Source organism: Pseudomonas sp. LBUM1663 (assembly GCF_059695905.1).
Window position 1 is genome coordinate 1,831,359 of sequence record NZ_CP166792.1, and the last position, 15,899, is coordinate 1,847,257.

Sequence of the window (15,899 nt, forward strand, 5' to 3'; positions counted from 1 at the left end):
AATCGCCCATGACCGCCATCGCTCGTATCACCCTGCTCAGTCTGGTCCTGGGGTTAAGCGCTTGTGCGGTCCAACGGCCCCCTGAGCAGCCAACCCCGCCACCGATCCCGCCGTCGCAGCCAAGTACCAAACCGGCGCCCTCGACAGCGCCGAGTAAACCGACCACCCCGGCCAAACCCGCCAAGCCGCTGCCACGCACTTCCGCCAGCTTCGCGCCGCCACCGGGGGGCAACAGCCATTGGGATGCCAAGCTTGGCGTCTATGTGCTTGATGACCAACCCAACACCTTCTACCGCCAGCGCACCTACTACCGCTGGAACAACGGCTGGAGCCGGTCGATCAGCCCGAACGGGCCATGGGAAGAGACCAATATCCATGGTGTGCCGGGTGGGTTGGGGCGGCAGTTCGGGGAGTAAACAGAAACGGCGATCTTCGGATCGCCGTTTTGCTGTCTCGGGTTTGCAATGATCCTCAGTGATTCAGGTCTCCCTGGCCATCAACCCCAGCACAAACTCCACAAACGCCCGAGCCTTCGCGCTGGCCATCCTGCCGGTGGGAAATACCGCCCAAAGGTCCTGATTCGGCAAGGTCCACTCCTTCATCACTTCCCTGACCGCACCGTTGGCCAGTTCCGGCGCAAACATCCACTCCGAGGCCAGGGTCAGCCCTTGATGGGCGAGCACGGCTGCACGCAGGCCTTCGGCGGCGTTGACGCGGATTCGCCCGCTGATGATGACTGACTGCTCATCTGTTCCGTTGCGGAACTGCCAGTTGGCACCGCCACCCAAGGTGTAGGCGATTGCCTGGTGTTTGCTCAGGTCTGTCGGGCAAGTGGGCTCGCCGTGTATATCAAAATAGGCGGGCGTGCCTAGCACGACGCGCCGGCATTCGGCGATTTTGCGGGCGGTGAGGCCGGAGTCGCTCTGGGCGCTTATGCGCAGGGCGATGTCGATGCCTTCCTCGACCAGATTGACGTTACGGTCGTCGAGCATCAGGTCGATGTTCAGGTCCGGATTCTGATCGAGAAACGGTCCGAGGTGCGGAACGATGTGCAGTCGGCCGAAGGTCACGGCAGCGCAGATCCGCAGGTTGCCGGTCAGACCGCTGGCGGCACCGCGTGCTGCGTTGTCGGCCTCATTGGCTTCTTCGATGGCGCGCTTGGCGCGTTCGAAGAAGGCCAGCCCGGCTTCGGTGGGCGTCAAGCCGCGAGTCGAGCGCAACAGCAGTCGAACCGCGAGACGCGACTCCAGTTGTGCAATGGTTTTCGACACGGCGGGCTGGCCGATATTCAGGCGCCGGGCGGCGGCGGAAAACGAGCCGGTTTCCACCACGTAGACGAAGGTTTCCATTGCGCCGAGGCGGTCCATCTCAGGTCCTTGTGAAGATCAAACTGTGGGAGCGAGCCTGCTCGCGATGATGGCGGCACATCCAACATTAATGTGACTGACAGTCCGCCATCGCTAGCAGGCTAGCTCCCACAGGGATTTGTGTTGTTGGTCAGAACGCGGCTTTGCCGATTGAAGAACCGCCGTCGACAAACAACGTTTGCCCGGTGATAAATCCACTCTGCTCCGACAACAAAAACGCAATCGCCGCCGCGATCTCATGCGGCTGCCCCAGACGCCCCATCGGCACACCCGCCAGATACCGCGCTTCGCCTTCGCTGCCCGGCGGATTGTTGGTGCGGAACAGTTCCGTTTCCGTCGGCCCCGGCGCCACGGCATTCACCGTCACACCGGTTTGCGCCAGTTCCAGCGCCCAGGAACGCGTGAAGCTGATCAGCGCCGCTTTGGCCGCCGCGTACGCCGTGCGTTGGGTGATGCCAAGCACGGTCAAACTGGAAATATTCACCACCCGACCCCAGCCCTTGGCGCGCATGTTCGGCAGCAGCGCCTGGGTGGCCTGCAACGCCGAATGCAGGTTGACCCGCATCACGTCATCAAACGTATCGAGGTCGATTTCGCCCAGCACTTGCGGGCGAACCAGGCCGACGTTGTTCACCAGTCCATCAAATTCATACGTCCTGGACAGATCCGCCAGCACTTCCTGGGTCAGCGCTCGGTCACTCAAATCCAGTGGAAACAAAATGCCGGGGAAGGACAGGTCCGGGGTCCGGGCAATCCCGACCACCCGATGCCCCGCACGGTCCAGATGTTCGGCCACTGCCCGGCCGATGCCTTTGCTGGCACCGGTAATGAGAAAGGTACGTCGGGTCATTGCAAACTCCTTGAAAGAACAGGCCGCCGGGGCAGGTGGCCGTTGAACGGGTCAGCCGCGAATCGCATCCGGCATCGCTTCAGGCTCTGGGCGTTGAGTGTAATCCGGGTTGGCCCCGGCGTTACAAATCACACGGAGCAAAAGGATCCATTCCTGGGCCTGTGATAACACTCTGTAAAACAACCGAGCGTCGTTATCCTGATTTCTGTGCTTGAGTAAAGATAACTCTAGGGTTACTTTTGTTTGGGCCTGAGCAAGGAGGCTATTGGTGCAGAGCAGGCTATTGATCAAGGCGTTGGAGGACGCAGGATGGGTACTGGATCGGATTGCCGGCAGTCATCATATCTTCAAACACCGATACAACCCGTACACGATACCCGTCCCACATCCGAAGAAGGATTTACCGATCGGGACGGTCAAGAGCATCAGGAGGCGAGCCGGGCTGTACTGCCCAGGAGCCAGCAACGCAGGAGATCCATAATGCAATATCCAATCTGTATCGAGTGGGGAGACGAGAACACCGCTATCGGTATTCAGATCCCCGATATTCCGGGCGCTGTTACGGCTGGGGATACGTTTGAAGATGCTTACAACGCGGCGGTCGAGGTTGCTCACATCATGCTTCAAGAGATAGCGTCTGACGGGGAGCTGATTCCGATGCCGACTTCAGCAGCTACTCACCGAGCAAACCCGGACTTCGCCGACATGGGGTGGGGAATGCTGGAGCTGGATATCTCGTCGTACATGGGCAAAACCGAGAAGGTCAACGTGACGCTGCCTGGCTTTGTGATTCAGCGTATTGATCGGTATGTGCGCGAGCACAATGTCAAAAGCCGCTCGTCCTTTCTGGCCGATGCGGCGATGGAGAAGTTGGTTCGGTACTGAGTCGTGTCAGATACATCGCTATCGCGAGCAGGCTCGCTCCTACTGGTTTGGCGAACAACCAGTGGGAGCGTGCGATGCGGCGATCCGACTTGCCCGCGAAGCTTTTGACCTTATGCAGTTGTCAACGCAACCTTCGGCGAAACACTCAAAAACCGCAACAACGCCAACAGTGGAAACGCGCTGCCCACGATCACGATCCACAGCCAGCCGCCATGTTCATACACTGCGCTGGCCAACGACGAACCAAATGCGCCGCCGATGAAGATGCTGGTCATGTACAACGCATTCAAGCGGCTGCGGCTTTTGGCATCGAGGGCGTAGACCGCGCGTTGGCCGAGGACCATGTTCATCTGCACGCAGAAGTCGAGCACCACGCCGGTGACTGCGAGGCCGATGACGCTGTAGACCGGGTGGATGAACGCCGGCAGGAAGCTCAGGCTGGCGAACAACAGCGCCAGCAAAGAGGCGATGCGGGTGTGGCCGGCATCGGCCAGGCGTCCGGCGATAGGCGCGGCAATCGCACCGATGGCACCGACCAGGGCGAAGATCGCGATCTGCGTCTGTGACAGGCCGTGATTGCGTGCCAGTTCCAGCGGCACAGCGGTCCAGAACAGGCTGAACGTGGCGAACATGCAGCCCTGGTAGAACGCGCGCTGACGCAACACCGGTTGCTGACGCAACAGTGTCCACAGAGACCCCAGCAACTGGCCATAAGAGGCGCTGTGATCAGGCTGACGCTTGGGAATCGTCAATGCCAGCACCACGCTGATCGCCGCCATCAACACCGCCGCGATTACAAACATTGCGCGCCAGCCAAAGTGGTCAGCCACCACGCTGGACACCGGCCGCGCCAACAGAATCCCCAGCAACAACCCGCCCATGATCCCGCCGACGACCCGACCGCGTGACTCCTCTGGCGCAAGGTGCGCCGCCAGCGGAATCAGGATCTGCACTGACACCGAACTGAAACCCACCAGCAACGAGATCAGCAGAAACACATTCGGCTGATCGGTAAACGCTGCGCCCAACAGGCTGGCAATCGCCACCACGGTGGTGATGATCATCAGTCGACGGTTTTCCAGCAGGTCGCCCAGCGGCACCAAAAAGAACAAGCCAAGCGCGTAACCAATCTGGGTCAGCGACACAATCAGGCTGGCCATGGTGCTGGTCAGGCCGATGTCCGGCGCGATCAGGCCGATAATCGGCTGGGCGTAGTAGATGTTGGCCACAATCGCGCCGCAGCAGAAGGCGAACAGCAGCACCATGCCTTTGGTCATTGTCGCGGTGCCGTGGGGCACCTGAGTCGCTGGGTTCATAACGTGTCTCGCTGAACAGAAGGGAATGCGCGCAGGCTAAAGAGGTAACGGATTCGGCAGAAGAGGGATTGGAGTGATAGCAATCATTCCTTTGCGGAATGAGTGACGGACGTGAGTGCTGTCCATCGATAAACCTTGCGTCAAAATATCAAGGTCCGATGATACATTCACTTACATCCTGTTCGATAGCGTGCTTATGTTCTCCTTCACGATTTACAACCGGAAGGCACTTCCATGAATGCGATGTTTCGTCACCTTATACGCGGTGCTTCAGTGGTTACCTTGATCGGCGTGTTCACGGCGGGTCTGGCCCAGGCCGCAGACGCGCCGGGCCTGCGCATCGGTGTGCGCGGCGAGATCACCGGGGTCAGCCCCGACGTCTTGAAAGTCCACGTCAACACTGGCGAAAACGTGGTGATCAACCTGACCAGCGACACCAAGGTCAGAGCCGTTACCCTGGCCAATATCGAAGACATCAAACCCGGTAGCTACATTGGTTCAGCGGCCATTGCGCAAGACGATGGCACCTTGAAAGCGCTGGAGGTCCACGTCTTTCCACCGGAGCTGGCGGGCAGCGGCGACGGACATCGGCCGTTCGATTTGGTCAAGGGCAGCAGCATGACCAACGGCAGCGTGGGCGATCTGGTGGTCAGTAATGGCCGGGTGTTGACCGTCAACTACAAGGGCGGCCAGCAGAAGATCCTGGTGCCGGAGGATGTGCCGATCGTGAATCTGATGCCGGGAGATCGGAGTTTGCTGAAGGTAGGGGTGAAGATCGTAACGTTTGTGAGCCAAAGTGCTGACGGGACGCTCACCGCGCAATCCATTTCTGCGGGCAAGGATGGCGTCACACCGCCAATGTAACGGCGAATCGAAATCCCTGTGGGAGCGGGCTTGCTCGCGAAAGCGGTGTGTCATTCAACATTGATGTCGACTGACACGGCCTCTTCGCGAGCAAGCCCGCTCCCACAGGGGATTATCAGTGAACACAAATCTTGTGCCACAAAAAAGGCGACCTCATCAGGTCGCCTTTTCGTTGGGCTCAGGAATTACTGACCGCTGTAAATCTGATCAAACACCCCACCGTCATTGAAGTGAGTCTTCTGTACGGTGCGCCAGTCACCAAAGGTCTTCTCCACCGACAGGAAATCCACTTTCGGGAAGCGATCGGTGTACTTGGCCAGCACTGCCGGATCACGCGGACGCAGGTAGTTGGCCGCCGCAATTTCCTGACCTTCCGGCGACCACAGGTACTTCAAATATTCCTCGGCCGCGGCGCGGGTGCCTTTCTTGTCGACGGTTTTGTCGACCACCGATACTGGCGGCTCGGCTTCAGCGGAGACGCTTGGGTAGATCACTTCAAACTGGTCACGACCAAACTCACGGGCGATCATTTCCGCTTCGTTTTCGAAGGTCACCAGCACGTCGCCGATCTGGTTGGTCATGAACGTGGTGGTGGCTGCACGGCCACCGGTATCCAGTACTGGCGCTTGCTTGAACAGCTTGCCGACGAAGTCTTTGGCCTTGTTCTCGTCACCGCCGTTTTTCAGCACGTAACCCCAGGCGGACAGATAAGTGTAGCGACCGTTGCCCGAAGTCTTGGGGTTCGGCACGATCACTTGCACGCCGTCCTTGAGCAGGTCCGGCCAGTCTTTAAGGGCTTTCGGGTTGCCTTTGCGGACGATGAACACGGTGGCCGAGGTGAACGGTGCGCTGTTGTTCGGCAGGCGGGTGACCCAGTTGTCCGGGACCAGTTTGCCGTTGTCCGCCAGGGCATTGATGTCGGTGGCCATGTTCATGGTGATGACGTCTGCCGGCAGGCCATCGATCACCGACCGCGCCTGTTTGCTGGAGCCGCCGAAGGACATCTGCAGGGTGATGTTTTCGTTGTGCTCGGCTTGCCAGTGTTTCTGGAAGGCAGTGTTGTAGTCCTTGTAGAAATCGCGCATCACGTCATAGGAAACGTTGAGCAGGGTTGGTGCGGCCTGAGCCACGCTGGTCAGTGCCAGGCCAGCGGCCAGAAGTGAGGCGCCAAAGAGTTTTTTCACTGCGCATTCCTTGTTCTAAAAAGATGTTTTTATTTAAAAGTGAGTCAATTTGCCAGCGACTATAACTGGGCTCACATAGGCCTTTAAAGATTAAAAAGCACTTTGCTTATTCCAGTTTCTTAAAGAGTGCGTTGCCGCAACGGGAGCAAAATGCTGCGCCATGTTCGTGGCTGTTCTTCTTGCACACCGGGCAGTCGTGTTGCAGCTGTTCACCGCGCATGGCGTTGGCCAGTTCGGCGGTGAAAATCCCGGTGGGCACGGCGATGATCGAGTAACCGGTAATCATCACCAGCGACGAAATCACCTGGCCCAACGGCGTCTTGGGCACGATGTCGCCGAAGCCCACCGTGGTCAGCGTGACAATCGCCCAGTAGATACCTTTGGGAATGCTGGTGAACCCGTGTTCCGGGCCTTCGATCACGTACATCAGCGTGCCGAACACCGTCACCAGCGTGCAGACGCTGACCAAAAACACCACGATTTTCTGCTTGCTGCCGCGCAACGCCGACATCAAATAGTTGGCTTGCTTGAGGTACGGGCTGAGCTTGAGCACGCGGAAAATCCGCAGCATCCGAATGATCCGGATGATCAACAGGTACTGCGCATCGGCGTAATACAGCGCCAGGATGCCGGGCACGATCGCCAGCAAATCCACCAGCCCGTAAAAGCTGAACGCATAGCGCAATGGCTTGGGTGAGCAGTACAGGCGCAAGCCGTATTCGATGACGAAGATGACGGTGAAGCCCCACTCGATGTTCGCCAGCACGTTGGCGTAGTTCTGGTGAATGGAGTCGATGCTGTCGAGCATCACAATCACGATGCTGGCGAGGATGATCAACAGCAGGATGCCGTCGAAGCGCCGCCCCGCTTTGGTGTCGCTCTGGAAAACCATGACGTAAAGCTCTTCACGCCAGTTTTTGCTGCTGTCCATGGATACCGCCTGAACCAATGATCAGCGAAGCCTAGGTTGATTCTCCTCAATAGTGCAAGGCGTAAGGGCGACAGGGCGCTTGCCGAGCATTTGAACAACCGTGCGGATCAGCCAACCGGAGAGGATGAACGGCGCGGTCAGCGTTGGCAGACCGATGGCGGCAAACACCGGGGTCAGCAACAGCGCTGATGCAATGCCGACCAGTGGCAGCCACGGATGCTGGCGCAGCGAGTTCAAGGCGAGGGCGGCGAGTACGGCGTTATAGCCACCGAGGCCGATCAATGCGCTGTAAACGTCATGATGCAGCAGGCTCCAGCCCATGCCCGCGACAGACGCCAACAACGCCCAGCAGAATGCGCGGCGATCAGCGATCAGCAAACCCACGGCAATCATCGCACCGGCCAGCGGATGACCGAGGAACATCACCTGGCCGAAGCCTTTCAGCGGTGCGGCGAGCATGTTCAGCGTGTTGATTTCGATTAGATGCGCTTTTGTCGAGGGGGTGGCGAAGCACAGGAGCAACCAGCCCAGCCCTACGAAGGGCGCCGTATAGGCAGGCAGGTAGTGGCTGACCCGGACGCGTTTGAGCCACTGTTGAGTGAACATCGCGCTCAGTCCACCCACAGCGATGATCAGCGGCGGCAACATCGCTGACCAGGGGAAATACAGGCTCAGCAGCAAGCCGAGCAAAATACCGTTGTAACTGAAGAGCCCGGCCTGTCGATCGGCCTTGGCGTAGCCGCGTCGTTGCGCGGTGAGCAGCCCCGCGACACCGCCCAGCAGTGCACCGCCGAGCAGGGCGGGCGCGGTGAAAAGAATGGCCAGCAGGCACAGCAGACCGCACAGCGGATGGCGCTGGAGAAAGATCTGGCTGAAGCCGTTGAGCAGGGCAGTCGCCCAGTCCGGGCAGTGGGTGTTGAAGTGGTTGGCAGGCATGATGAAGTCTGGGGGCAGAGGGAAAATCAAAAGGTCTTGCACAAAACCTGTGGCGAGGGGGCTTGCCCCCGTTGGGCTGCGGAGCGGCCCCAATTGGGCAAATGCGGTTTTTCTATTGGAACCGTCATGCCAGACGACTGCTGCGCAGTCGAGCGGGAGCAAGCTCCCTCGCCACAGGGTGATTTGTTAAATCAGGGTTTCGATACGCAACGAGTTAGTCGACCCCGGCTGCCCAAACGGCACACCCGCCGTGATCAACAAGGTATCCCCACGCTGCGCCATGCCTTGGGCCTGCGCAATCTCCAGCGCTGTCGAGCACACTTCATCCACTTGGCGCAGCCGATCATTGACCACCGAATGCACGCCCCACGCCACCGTCAAGCGGCGCGCCGTCTGCAGGTTCGGCGTCAGGTTGAGGATCGGCACCGTCGGCCGCTCCCGCGCCGCACGTAGGCTCGACGTCCCGGACTCGCTGTAATTCACCAGCACCGCCACCGGCAGCACATTGCTGATGCGGCGGATCGCGCAGCTGATTGCGTCAGAAACCGTCGCCTCGGCCTTTGGCCGGCTCACGTCCAGTTGCGCCTGATAATCCGGCCCGTTTTCCACCTGGCGAATGATCTTGCTCATCATCTGCACGGCTTCCAGCGGGTACTCACCGGAGGCGGTTTCCGCCGACAGCATCACCGCATCGGCCCCTTCAGCCACGGCGTTGGCCACGTCAGTGACTTCGGCGCGGGTCGGGGCCGGGGAGAAACGCATCGATTCGAGCATCTGCGTCGCCACCACCACCGGTTTGCCGAGTTCGCGGCAGAGGCTGATGATGTTTTTCTGAATCTGCGGCACGCTTTCCGCCGGCACTTCCACGCCCAGGTCACCGCGCGCGACCATGATCGCGTCGCTCAACTCGGCAATTTCCCGTAGCTGAGTCACTGCCGATGGCTTCTCGATCTTGGCCATCAAGAACGCTTTGTCACCGATCAGTTCGCGGGCTTCGCGGATGTCTTCCGGTCGCTGCACGAACGACAGCGCGACCCAGTCCACACCCAGCTCCAGACCGAAGCTCAAATCGCGGCGATCCTTGGCGGTCAGCGGGCTCAATTCCAGCACCGCTTGCGGCACGTTCACGCCTTTGCGATCCGAGAGTTCGCCGCCGTTGAGCACCGTGGTGTCGATGGCGTCGGCGTACTTGGTGACCACGCGCAGACGCAGCTTACCGTCATCCAGCAGCAGGTCCATGCCAGGCTCGAGTGCGGCGATGATTTCCGGGTGAGGCAAGTTGACCCGGCGCTCATCCCCCGGCGTCGGGTCAAGATCCAGACGCAGCGCCTGACCGCGATGCAATTGCACCTTGCCCTCGGCAAACTTGCCGACCCGCAGTTTCGGGCCTTGCAAGTCCATCAGGATGCCCAGCGGGTAATTGAGCTGGCGCTCGACTTCACGAATCCACTGATAGCGCTGGGCGTGGTCGGCGTGATCGCCGTGGCTGAAGTTCAGGCGAAAGATGTTGACCCCGGCCTGCACCAGCTCACGGATGTCATCGATCCCGTCGGTGGCAGGGCCGAGGGTGGCGAGGATTTTGACCTTTTTATCAGGCGTCATGTTTAGGGCTCTCGAGGATCAGGATGGCGCGGAAGTCGTTGACGTTGGTGCGGGTCGGTTCGGTGACGATCAGTGCGTCCAGCGCCTCGAAATAGCCGTAGCCATTGTTGTTGTCCAACTCGTCGCTGGCGCTCAGGCCGAGGGCGGCGGCGCGGTCGTAGCTGTCCGGGGTCATGATGGCGCCGGCGTTGTCTTGGGAGCCGTCGATGCCGTCGGTGTCACCGGCCAGGGCGTAGACACCGGGCAGGCCTTTGAGGCTGTCGGTCAGGCTCAGCAGGAATTCGGCGTTGCGCCCGCCACGGCCATTGCCGCGCACGGTGACGGTGGTTTCGCCGCCCGAGAGGATCACGCACGGCGCTGCCAATGGCTGACCGTGCAGCACGACCTGACGAGCGATGCCCGCATGCACCTTGGCCACTTCGCGGGATTCGCCTTCCAGATCGCCGAGGATCAGCGGGCTGAAACCGGCCTGACGTGCTTTCACGGCCGCCGCTTCAAGCGATTGCTGCGGACGGGCGATCAACTGGAAATGACTGCGCGCCAGGCTTGGATCGCCGGGTTTGACCGTCTCCGATTCCGGGCTTTGCAGCCAGGTGCGCACCGAGGCCGGGACGTCGATGCCGTAGCGTTTGAGGATTGCCAGCGCTTCGGCGGAAGTGCTCGGGTCGGCCACGGTAGGGCCGGAGGCGATGACCGTGGCGAGGTCGCCCGGCACATCGGAAATCGCATAGGTATAAACAGTGGCCGGCCAGCAGGCCTTGCCGAGGCGCCCGCCCTTGATCGCCGAGAGGTGCTTGCGCACGCAATTCATCTCGCCGATGGTCGCGCCGGATTTGAGCAGGGCTTTGTTGATCGATTGCTTGTCGGCGAGGGTGATGCCGGCCGCCGGCAAGGCCAGCAGCGCAGAACCGCCGCCCGAGAGCAGGAAGATCACGCGGTCGTCTTCGGTCAGGTTGCTGACCAGTTCAAACACACGCTTGGCGACGGCCTGACCGGCAGCGTCCGGCACCGGGTGAGCCGCTTCGACGACTTCGATTTTTTCGCACGGGGCGCCGTGGCCGTAACGGGTGACCACCAGACCGGAGACTTCACCCTGCCAGCAACGCTCCACCACTTGGGCCATGGCCGCGGCGGCTTTGCCGGCGCCAATGACGATCACCCGACCGCTGCGATCGGCGGGCAAATGGGCTTCGAGGACTTGCTGCGGATGGGCCGCGTCGATGGCTGTGGCAAACAGCTCGCGCAGGAATTGTTGCGGATTGACCGACATGGCGGGCTCCCGGATTTCTTGTTATTTGAAAGGGCAACACAGATCCCTGTGGGAGCTAGCCTGCTAGCGATTCAGGCGCCGAGGTCTATCAGACACACCGCGTTGGTTTCATCGCTAGCAGGCTAGCTCCCACAGGTTGGGGCAGGGTGGCTTACTTATCGCGAATCGAGAAATTCGCCATGTGTTCCAAGCCCTTGATCAGCGCCGAGTGGTCCCAGTTGCTGCCGCCGATGGCCGCGCAGGTGCTGAACACTTGCTGGGCGTTGGCGGTGTTCGGCAGGTTGATGTTCAGCTCCTTGGCGCCTTGCAGGGCCAGGTTCAAATCCTTTTGGTGCAGACTGATGCGGAAGCCCGGGTCGAAGGTGCCTTTGATCATGCGCTCGCCGTGCACTTCGAGGATCTTCGACGAAGCGAAACCGCCCATAAGCGCTTCACGGACCTTGGCTGGATCAGCACCGTTTTTCGCGGCGAACAGCAGCGCTTCGGCCACGGCCTGGATGTTCAGCGCCACGATGATCTGGTTCGCCACTTTTGCGGTCTGACCGTCGCCGTTACCACCGACCAGGGTGATGTTCTTGCCCATGGCCTGGAACAGCGGCAGCGCGCGTTCGAAGGCATCGGCATCACCGCCGACCATGATGCTCAGGGTCGCGGCCTTGGCGCCGACTTCACCACCGGACACTGGCGCGTCGAGGTATTGAGCGCCATTTTCGTTGACCTTGGCCGCGAAGGCTTTGGTGGCCGTCGGCGAAATCGAGCTCATGTCGATGACGATTTTGCCTTTGCCCACGCCGGCCGCAACGCCATCGGCGCGGAACAGCACGTCGTCGACCTGCGGGGTATCCGGCACCATGATGATGATGACTTCAGCTTCCTGGGCGACTTCTTTCGGGTTCGCCAGGGCAATGGCGCCACCGGCAATCAGGTCGGCCGGTGCGGCGTCGTGGTGCGCCGACAGGAACAGGCTATGACCGGCTTTCTGCAGGTTCAACGCCATTGGGTGGCCCATGATGCCGGTGCCGATAAATCCGATTTTAGCCATGAGAAATTCCTCTTGTTTTTATTGCTGCTTCAAGCAATGGGGGAGTACTGCTTTTGTAGGAGCCGGCTTGCTGGCGATCCGGGCGACGAGGTCTGTCATAGACACCGCGGTGAGGCGATCGCCAGCAAGCCGGCTCCTACAAGGATCTGTGTCAGATCGCGTTATGGGTTTTTAGCCAGCCCAGGCCCGCTTCAGTGGTGGTCAGCGGCTTGTATTCGCAGCCAACCCAACCCTGATAACCGATGCGGTCCAGGTGTTCGAACAGGAAGCGGTAGTTGATTTCACCGGTGCCCGGTTCGTTGCGCCCAGGGTTGTCGGCCAACTGGATGTGGTTGATCTCGCCCAGGTGCGCAGCCATGGTGCGGGCCAGGTCGCCCTCCATGATTTGCATGTGGTAGATGTCGTATTGCAGGAACAGGTTTGCGCTGCCGACCTGTTCGCGAATCGACAGGGCTTGCGCGGTGTTGTTCAGGTAGAAACCCGGGATGTCGCGGGTGTTGATCGCTTCCATCACCAGTTTTATGCCCGCCGCTTGCAGCTTGTCGGCGGCGTACTTGAGGTTGGCGACGAAGGTTTTTTCCACAGTGGCATCGTCGACGCCTTGTGGACGGATACCCGCCAGGCAGTTGACCTGGGTGTTGCCCAGCACTTTCGCGTAAGCGATCGCCAGATCGACACCGGCGCGGAACTCTTCAACCCGATCCGGCAGGCACGCTATACCGCGTTCGCCCTTGGCCCAGTCACCGGCCGGCAGGTTGAACAGCACCTGGGTCAGACCGTTGGCATCGAGCTTGGCCTTGATCTCGGCAGAGCTGAAGTCGTAGGGGAACAAGTATTCGACACCACTGAAGCCGGCCTTGGCGGCCGCTTCGAAACGGGCAAGAAAATCCTGCTCAGTGAACAGCATGGACAGGTTGGCTGCGAAACGCGGCATGGTGGTCTCCCGAAAGTATGTGCAGATCCCCTGTGGGAGCCAGCCTGCTGGCGATAGCGGTGGGACAGTCAACATCAATGTTGAATGTGCCAGCCTCATCGCGAGCAGGCTCGCTCCCACAGGGAGAGCGTTCAGCTGTTAGTCCAGCAACGAAATCGCAGTCGGCGCATCGTTGCCGACCAGCGCCAGGTCTTCGAATTCGTTGACGGCGTTGATCTCGGTGCCCATGGAAATGTTGGTCACGCGCTCCAGAATAATCTCGACGATCACCGGCACCTTGAACTCTTCGATCAGCTCTTGGGCCTTGCGCAGGGCAGGCTGGATCTGACCCGGTTCGAACACCCGCAGCGCCTTGCAACCGAGGCCTTCGGCCACCGCGACGTGGTCGACACCGTAACCGTTGAGTTCCGGAGCGTTCAGGTTATCGAAGGACAGCTGCACGCAGTAGTCCATGTCGAAACCGCGCTGGGCCTGACGAATCAGCCCCAGGTACGAATTGTTGACCACAACGTGGATGTACGGCAGCTTGAACTGCGCGCCCACCGCTAATTCCTCGATCATGAACTGGAAATCATAGTCGCCCGACAGCGCCACGACCTTGCGGGTCGGATCGGCCTTGACCACGCCCAGTGCTGCCGGAATGGTCCAGCCCAACGGGCCGGCCTGGCCGCAGTTGATCCAGTGACGCGGCTTGTAGACGTGCAGGAACTGCGCGCCGGCAATCTGCGACAGACCGATGGTGCTGACGTAGCAGGTGTCTTTGCCGAACACCTGGTTCATCTCTTCATAGACCCGTTGCGGCTTGACCGGCACGTTGTCGAAGTGAGTCTTGCGCTGCAGGCTGGCTTTGCGCTGCTGGCAGTCTTGCAGCCAGGCGCTGCGGTTTTTCAGCTTGCCGGCGGCTTGCCATTCGCGAGCGACTTCGATGAACACGGTCAGCGCGGCAGCAGCATCGGAGACGATGCCCAGGTCCGGGTTGAATACGCGGCCGATTTGCGTCGGCTCAATGTCAACGTGAATGAACTTGCGGCCTTCGGTGTACACATCGATCGAACCGGTGTGGCGGTTGGCCCAACGGTTACCGACGCCCAATACAACGTCGGACTTCAGCAGGGTCGCGTTGCCGTAGCGGTGCGATGTCTGCAAACCCACCATGCCGACCATCAGCGGGTGGTCGTCCGGAATCGTGCCCCAGCCCATCAAAGTCGGGATAACCGGAATACCGGTCAGCTCGGCGAATTCCACCAGCAATTCGCTGGCATCGGCATTGATGATGCCGCCACCGGCCACAAGCAATGGACGCTCGGCCTGATCGAGCATGGCCAGGGCCTTCTCGATTTGCACACGGTTAGCGGTTGGCTTGGCGAGCGGCAGTGGTTGGTAGGCATCGATGTCGAATTCGATTTCAGCCATCTGAACGTCGAACGGCAAGTCGATCAGCACCGGGCCTGGACGGCCGGAACGCATTTCATAGAAAGCTTTCTGGAACGCATACGGCACCTGGCCCGGCTCCATGACGGTGGTTGCCCACTTGGTCACTGGCTTGACGATGGTGGTGATGTCGACGGCCTGGAAGTCTTCCTTATGCATACGGGCGCGGGGGGCTTGCCCGGTGATGCACAGAATCGGGATCGAGTCGGCCGAGGCGCTGTAGAGCCCGGTGACCATGTCGGTGCCGGCAGGGCCAGAAGTGCCGATGCACACGCCGATGTTGCCGGCCTTGGTGCGCGTGTAGCCCTCGGCCATGTGCGAGGCGCCTTCAACGTGGCGCGCGAGGACGTGATCGATGCCACCGACCTTTTGCAAGGCGGAGTACAGCGGGTTGATCGCGGCGCCCGGGATGCCAAAAGCGGTATCAACCCCTTCACGGCGCATCACCAGAACGGCGGCTTCGATTGCTCTCATTTTGCTCATGGTTTTGTGCCTCTTACGTTTTGTAATTGTATACAAGTGGCTTTGCGCAGAGTGTATTCACGGCGGACGGCGCAGGTCAATCCATTTTCTCAAGCGACTGTTTCATTTGTCGGAAGCCCGTTCTGCTGTGGCTTTTCGTCGCATGTGGCGCTTTTCGAGAATTATTGTATACAAAAAAATAACTAATTGTGTTCTATTTGTTGCATTGGGCTGCGGCGCAAGCGCGCAGTCCATCCGCTTTCCCTATAACAAAATGAGGACGGCACCATGAGCGCTTTAACCTTGAAAGTTGCAGTCAACCTGATCAGTCAGGCCATCACCGCCGGGCGTGCTATCTCCGCGGCTCCACTGACCATCGCGGTGCTGGATGCCGGCGGGCACTTGATTACCTTGCAGCGTGAAGACGGCGCCAGCCTGTTGCGCCCGCAAGTCGCCATCGGCAAAGCCTGGGGCGCCATCGCCCTCGGCAAAGGCTCACGCCTGCTGGCGCTGGACGCCCAACAACGCCCGGCATTCTTCGCCGCGCTGAACAGCCTGGGGCAGGGCAGCGTCGTGCCGGCACCGGGCGGTGTGTTGATACGGGATCAGGACGGGAACGTGCTGGGGGCGGTGGGGATCAGCGGCGATCTTTCTGATGTTGATGAGCAGTGTGCGATCAGTGCGATCGAGGCGGTGGGGTTGAGGGCGGATGCTGGGGTGGTGGCTTGATAAATAAATCGATACTGCCGGTAGAGCGGTGGTGACGAAGAGGGGTGGCGTCGATAGACTGCCGCCCCTCTCGTTTTTTTATCAAGGAAGATATGC

Annotated in this window: 16 protein-coding genes; 5 read left to right on the forward strand and 11 right to left on the reverse strand. The window is 60.2% G+C overall.

Annotated elements, in window-relative coordinates; all coding sequences use genetic code 11:
• Positions 1-8: 8 nt before the first annotated feature.
• On the forward strand, positions 9-416 hold the full coding sequence (locus ACA075_RS08230; protein ID WP_109628612.1) for a hypothetical protein: 408 nt from the start codon (positions 9-11) through the stop codon (positions 414-416).
• Between the two features lie 63 nt (positions 417-479).
• Here ACA075_RS08230 and ACA075_RS08235 read toward each other — a convergent pair whose 3' ends face one another.
• Positions 480-1,367: a LysR family transcriptional regulator gene (locus tag ACA075_RS08235; protein WP_497298042.1), complete on the reverse strand. Its 888-nt coding sequence runs from the start codon at positions 1,365-1,367 to the stop codon at positions 480-482.
• Between the two features lie 130 nt (positions 1,368-1,497).
• Complete coding sequence (locus ACA075_RS08240; protein ID WP_497298044.1) at positions 1,498-2,217, reverse strand: SDR family oxidoreductase; 720 nt, start codon at positions 2,215-2,217, stop codon at positions 1,498-1,500.
• A 268-nt stretch (positions 2,218-2,485) separates the two neighbouring features.
• Here ACA075_RS08240 and ACA075_RS08245 point away from each other — a divergent pair, with 268 nt between their 5' ends.
• Positions 2,486-2,698, forward strand: coding sequence for a type II toxin-antitoxin system HicA family toxin (locus tag ACA075_RS08245; protein WP_497298045.1), 213 nt, complete (start codon positions 2,486-2,488; stop codon positions 2,696-2,698).
• A complete protein-coding gene (locus ACA075_RS08250) occupies positions 2,698-3,102 on the forward strand; it encodes a type II toxin-antitoxin system HicB family antitoxin (protein WP_497298047.1) in 405 nt (134 codons plus the stop codon). Before ACA075_RS08245 ends, ACA075_RS08250 begins: the two co-directional genes overlap by 1 nt.
• 110 nt (positions 3,103-3,212) lie before the next feature.
• Here ACA075_RS08250 and ACA075_RS08255 read toward each other — a convergent pair whose 3' ends face one another.
• Positions 3,213-4,418, reverse strand: coding sequence for an MFS transporter (locus ACA075_RS08255; RefSeq protein ID WP_497298048.1), 1,206 nt, complete (start codon positions 4,416-4,418; stop codon positions 3,213-3,215).
• A gap of 234 nt (positions 4,419-4,652) precedes the next feature.
• On the opposite strand from ACA075_RS08255, the gene ACA075_RS08260 reads away from it, so the two are divergent.
• The gene (locus ACA075_RS08260; protein ID WP_497298049.1) at positions 4,653-5,282 is read left to right on the forward strand and encodes a hypothetical protein; all 630 of its coding nucleotides are present in this window, start codon (positions 4,653-4,655) and stop codon (positions 5,280-5,282) included.
• Positions 5,283-5,467: 185 nt separating this feature from the next.
• On the opposite strand, the gene ACA075_RS08265 is transcribed toward ACA075_RS08260, so the two are convergent.
• The 8 genes from ACA075_RS08265 to gcl all read right to left on the reverse strand — a co-directional run bounded on the left by ACA075_RS08265 (position 5,468) and on the right by gcl (position 15,095).
• Positions 5,468-6,466: a sulfate ABC transporter substrate-binding protein gene (locus ACA075_RS08265; RefSeq protein WP_150702741.1), complete on the reverse strand. Its 999-nt coding sequence runs from the start codon at positions 6,464-6,466 to the stop codon at positions 5,468-5,470.
• 106 nt (positions 6,467-6,572) lie between these two features.
• Positions 6,573-7,397, reverse strand: a complete 825-nt coding sequence (locus ACA075_RS08270; RefSeq protein ID WP_219095641.1) for an ion transporter — start codon at positions 7,395-7,397, stop codon at positions 6,573-6,575.
• 21 nt (positions 7,398-7,418) lie between these two features.
• A complete protein-coding gene (locus ACA075_RS08275; protein WP_497298050.1) occupies positions 7,419-8,333 on the reverse strand; it encodes an urea transporter in 915 nt (304 codons plus the stop codon).
• 186 nt (positions 8,334-8,519) lie between these two features.
• Entirely contained in the window at positions 8,520-9,935 is a 1,416-nt protein-coding gene (pyk, locus tag ACA075_RS08280; protein ID WP_219095640.1) for a pyruvate kinase, read from the reverse strand.
• Positions 9,925-11,205, reverse strand: coding sequence for a glycerate kinase type-2 family protein (locus ACA075_RS08285; RefSeq protein WP_497298051.1), 1,281 nt, complete (start codon positions 11,203-11,205; stop codon positions 9,925-9,927). The genes pyk and ACA075_RS08285 overlap by 11 nt, the downstream gene beginning before the upstream one ends.
• A 151-nt stretch (positions 11,206-11,356) precedes the next feature.
• Positions 11,357-12,247 (reverse strand): 2-hydroxy-3-oxopropionate reductase, encoded by an 891-nt coding sequence (locus ACA075_RS08290; RefSeq protein WP_497298052.1) that lies wholly within the window; start codon positions 12,245-12,247, stop codon positions 11,357-11,359.
• Between the two features lie 151 nt (positions 12,248-12,398).
• Positions 12,399-13,181, reverse strand: a complete 783-nt coding sequence (gene hyi / locus ACA075_RS08295; RefSeq protein ID WP_010456880.1) for a hydroxypyruvate isomerase — start codon at positions 13,179-13,181, stop codon at positions 12,399-12,401.
• Positions 13,182-13,319: 138 nt separating this feature from the next.
• Positions 13,320-15,095, reverse strand: a complete 1,776-nt coding sequence (gene gcl / locus ACA075_RS08300; RefSeq protein WP_109628623.1) for a glyoxylate carboligase — start codon at positions 15,093-15,095, stop codon at positions 13,320-13,322.
• 267 nt (positions 15,096-15,362) lie between these two features.
• Here gcl and ACA075_RS08305 point away from each other — a divergent pair, with 267 nt between their 5' ends.
• Complete coding sequence (locus ACA075_RS08305; RefSeq protein WP_497298053.1) at positions 15,363-15,803, forward strand: GlcG/HbpS family heme-binding protein; 441 nt, start codon at positions 15,363-15,365, stop codon at positions 15,801-15,803.
• Positions 15,804-15,899 lie beyond the last annotated feature (96 nt).

Excerpts from the sequence above, each read along its gene's own strand:
- ACA075_RS08230 (WP_109628612.1), top strand. The coding sequence starts at position 9 with ATGACCGCCATCGCTCGTATCACCCTGCTCAGTCTGGTCCTGGGGTTA.
- ACA075_RS08235 (WP_497298042.1), bottom strand. The coding sequence starts at position 1,367 with ATGGACCGCCTCGGCGCAATGGAAACCTTCGTCTACGTGGTGGAAACC.
- ACA075_RS08240 (WP_497298044.1), bottom strand. The coding sequence starts at position 2,217 with ATGACCCGACGTACCTTTCTCATTACCGGTGCCAGCAAAGGCATCGGC.
- ACA075_RS08250 (WP_497298047.1), top strand. The coding sequence starts at position 2,698 with ATGCAATATCCAATCTGTATCGAGTGGGGAGACGAGAACACCGCTATC.
- ACA075_RS08255 (WP_497298048.1), bottom strand. The coding sequence starts at position 4,418 with ATGAACCCAGCGACTCAGGTGCCCCACGGCACCGCGACAATGACCAAA.
- ACA075_RS08260 (WP_497298049.1), top strand. The coding sequence starts at position 4,653 with ATGAATGCGATGTTTCGTCACCTTATACGCGGTGCTTCAGTGGTTACC.
- ACA075_RS08270 (WP_219095641.1), bottom strand. The coding sequence starts at position 7,397 with ATGGACAGCAGCAAAAACTGGCGTGAAGAGCTTTACGTCATGGTTTTC.
- ACA075_RS08275 (WP_497298050.1), bottom strand. The coding sequence starts at position 8,333 with ATGCCTGCCAACCACTTCAACACCCACTGCCCGGACTGGGCGACTGCC.
- pyk (WP_219095640.1), bottom strand. The coding sequence starts at position 9,935 with ATGACGCCTGATAAAAAGGTCAAAATCCTCGCCACCCTCGGCCCTGCC.
- ACA075_RS08285 (WP_497298051.1), bottom strand. The coding sequence starts at position 11,205 with ATGTCGGTCAATCCGCAACAATTCCTGCGCGAGCTGTTTGCCACAGCC.
- ACA075_RS08290 (WP_497298052.1), bottom strand. The coding sequence starts at position 12,247 with ATGGCTAAAATCGGATTTATCGGCACCGGCATCATGGGCCACCCAATG.
- hyi (WP_010456880.1), bottom strand. The coding sequence starts at position 13,181 with ATGCCGCGTTTCGCAGCCAACCTGTCCATGCTGTTCACTGAGCAGGAT.
- gcl (WP_109628623.1), bottom strand. The coding sequence starts at position 15,095 with ATGAGCAAAATGAGAGCAATCGAAGCCGCCGTTCTGGTGATGCGCCGT.
- ACA075_RS08305 (WP_497298053.1), top strand. The coding sequence starts at position 15,363 with ATGAGCGCTTTAACCTTGAAAGTTGCAGTCAACCTGATCAGTCAGGCC.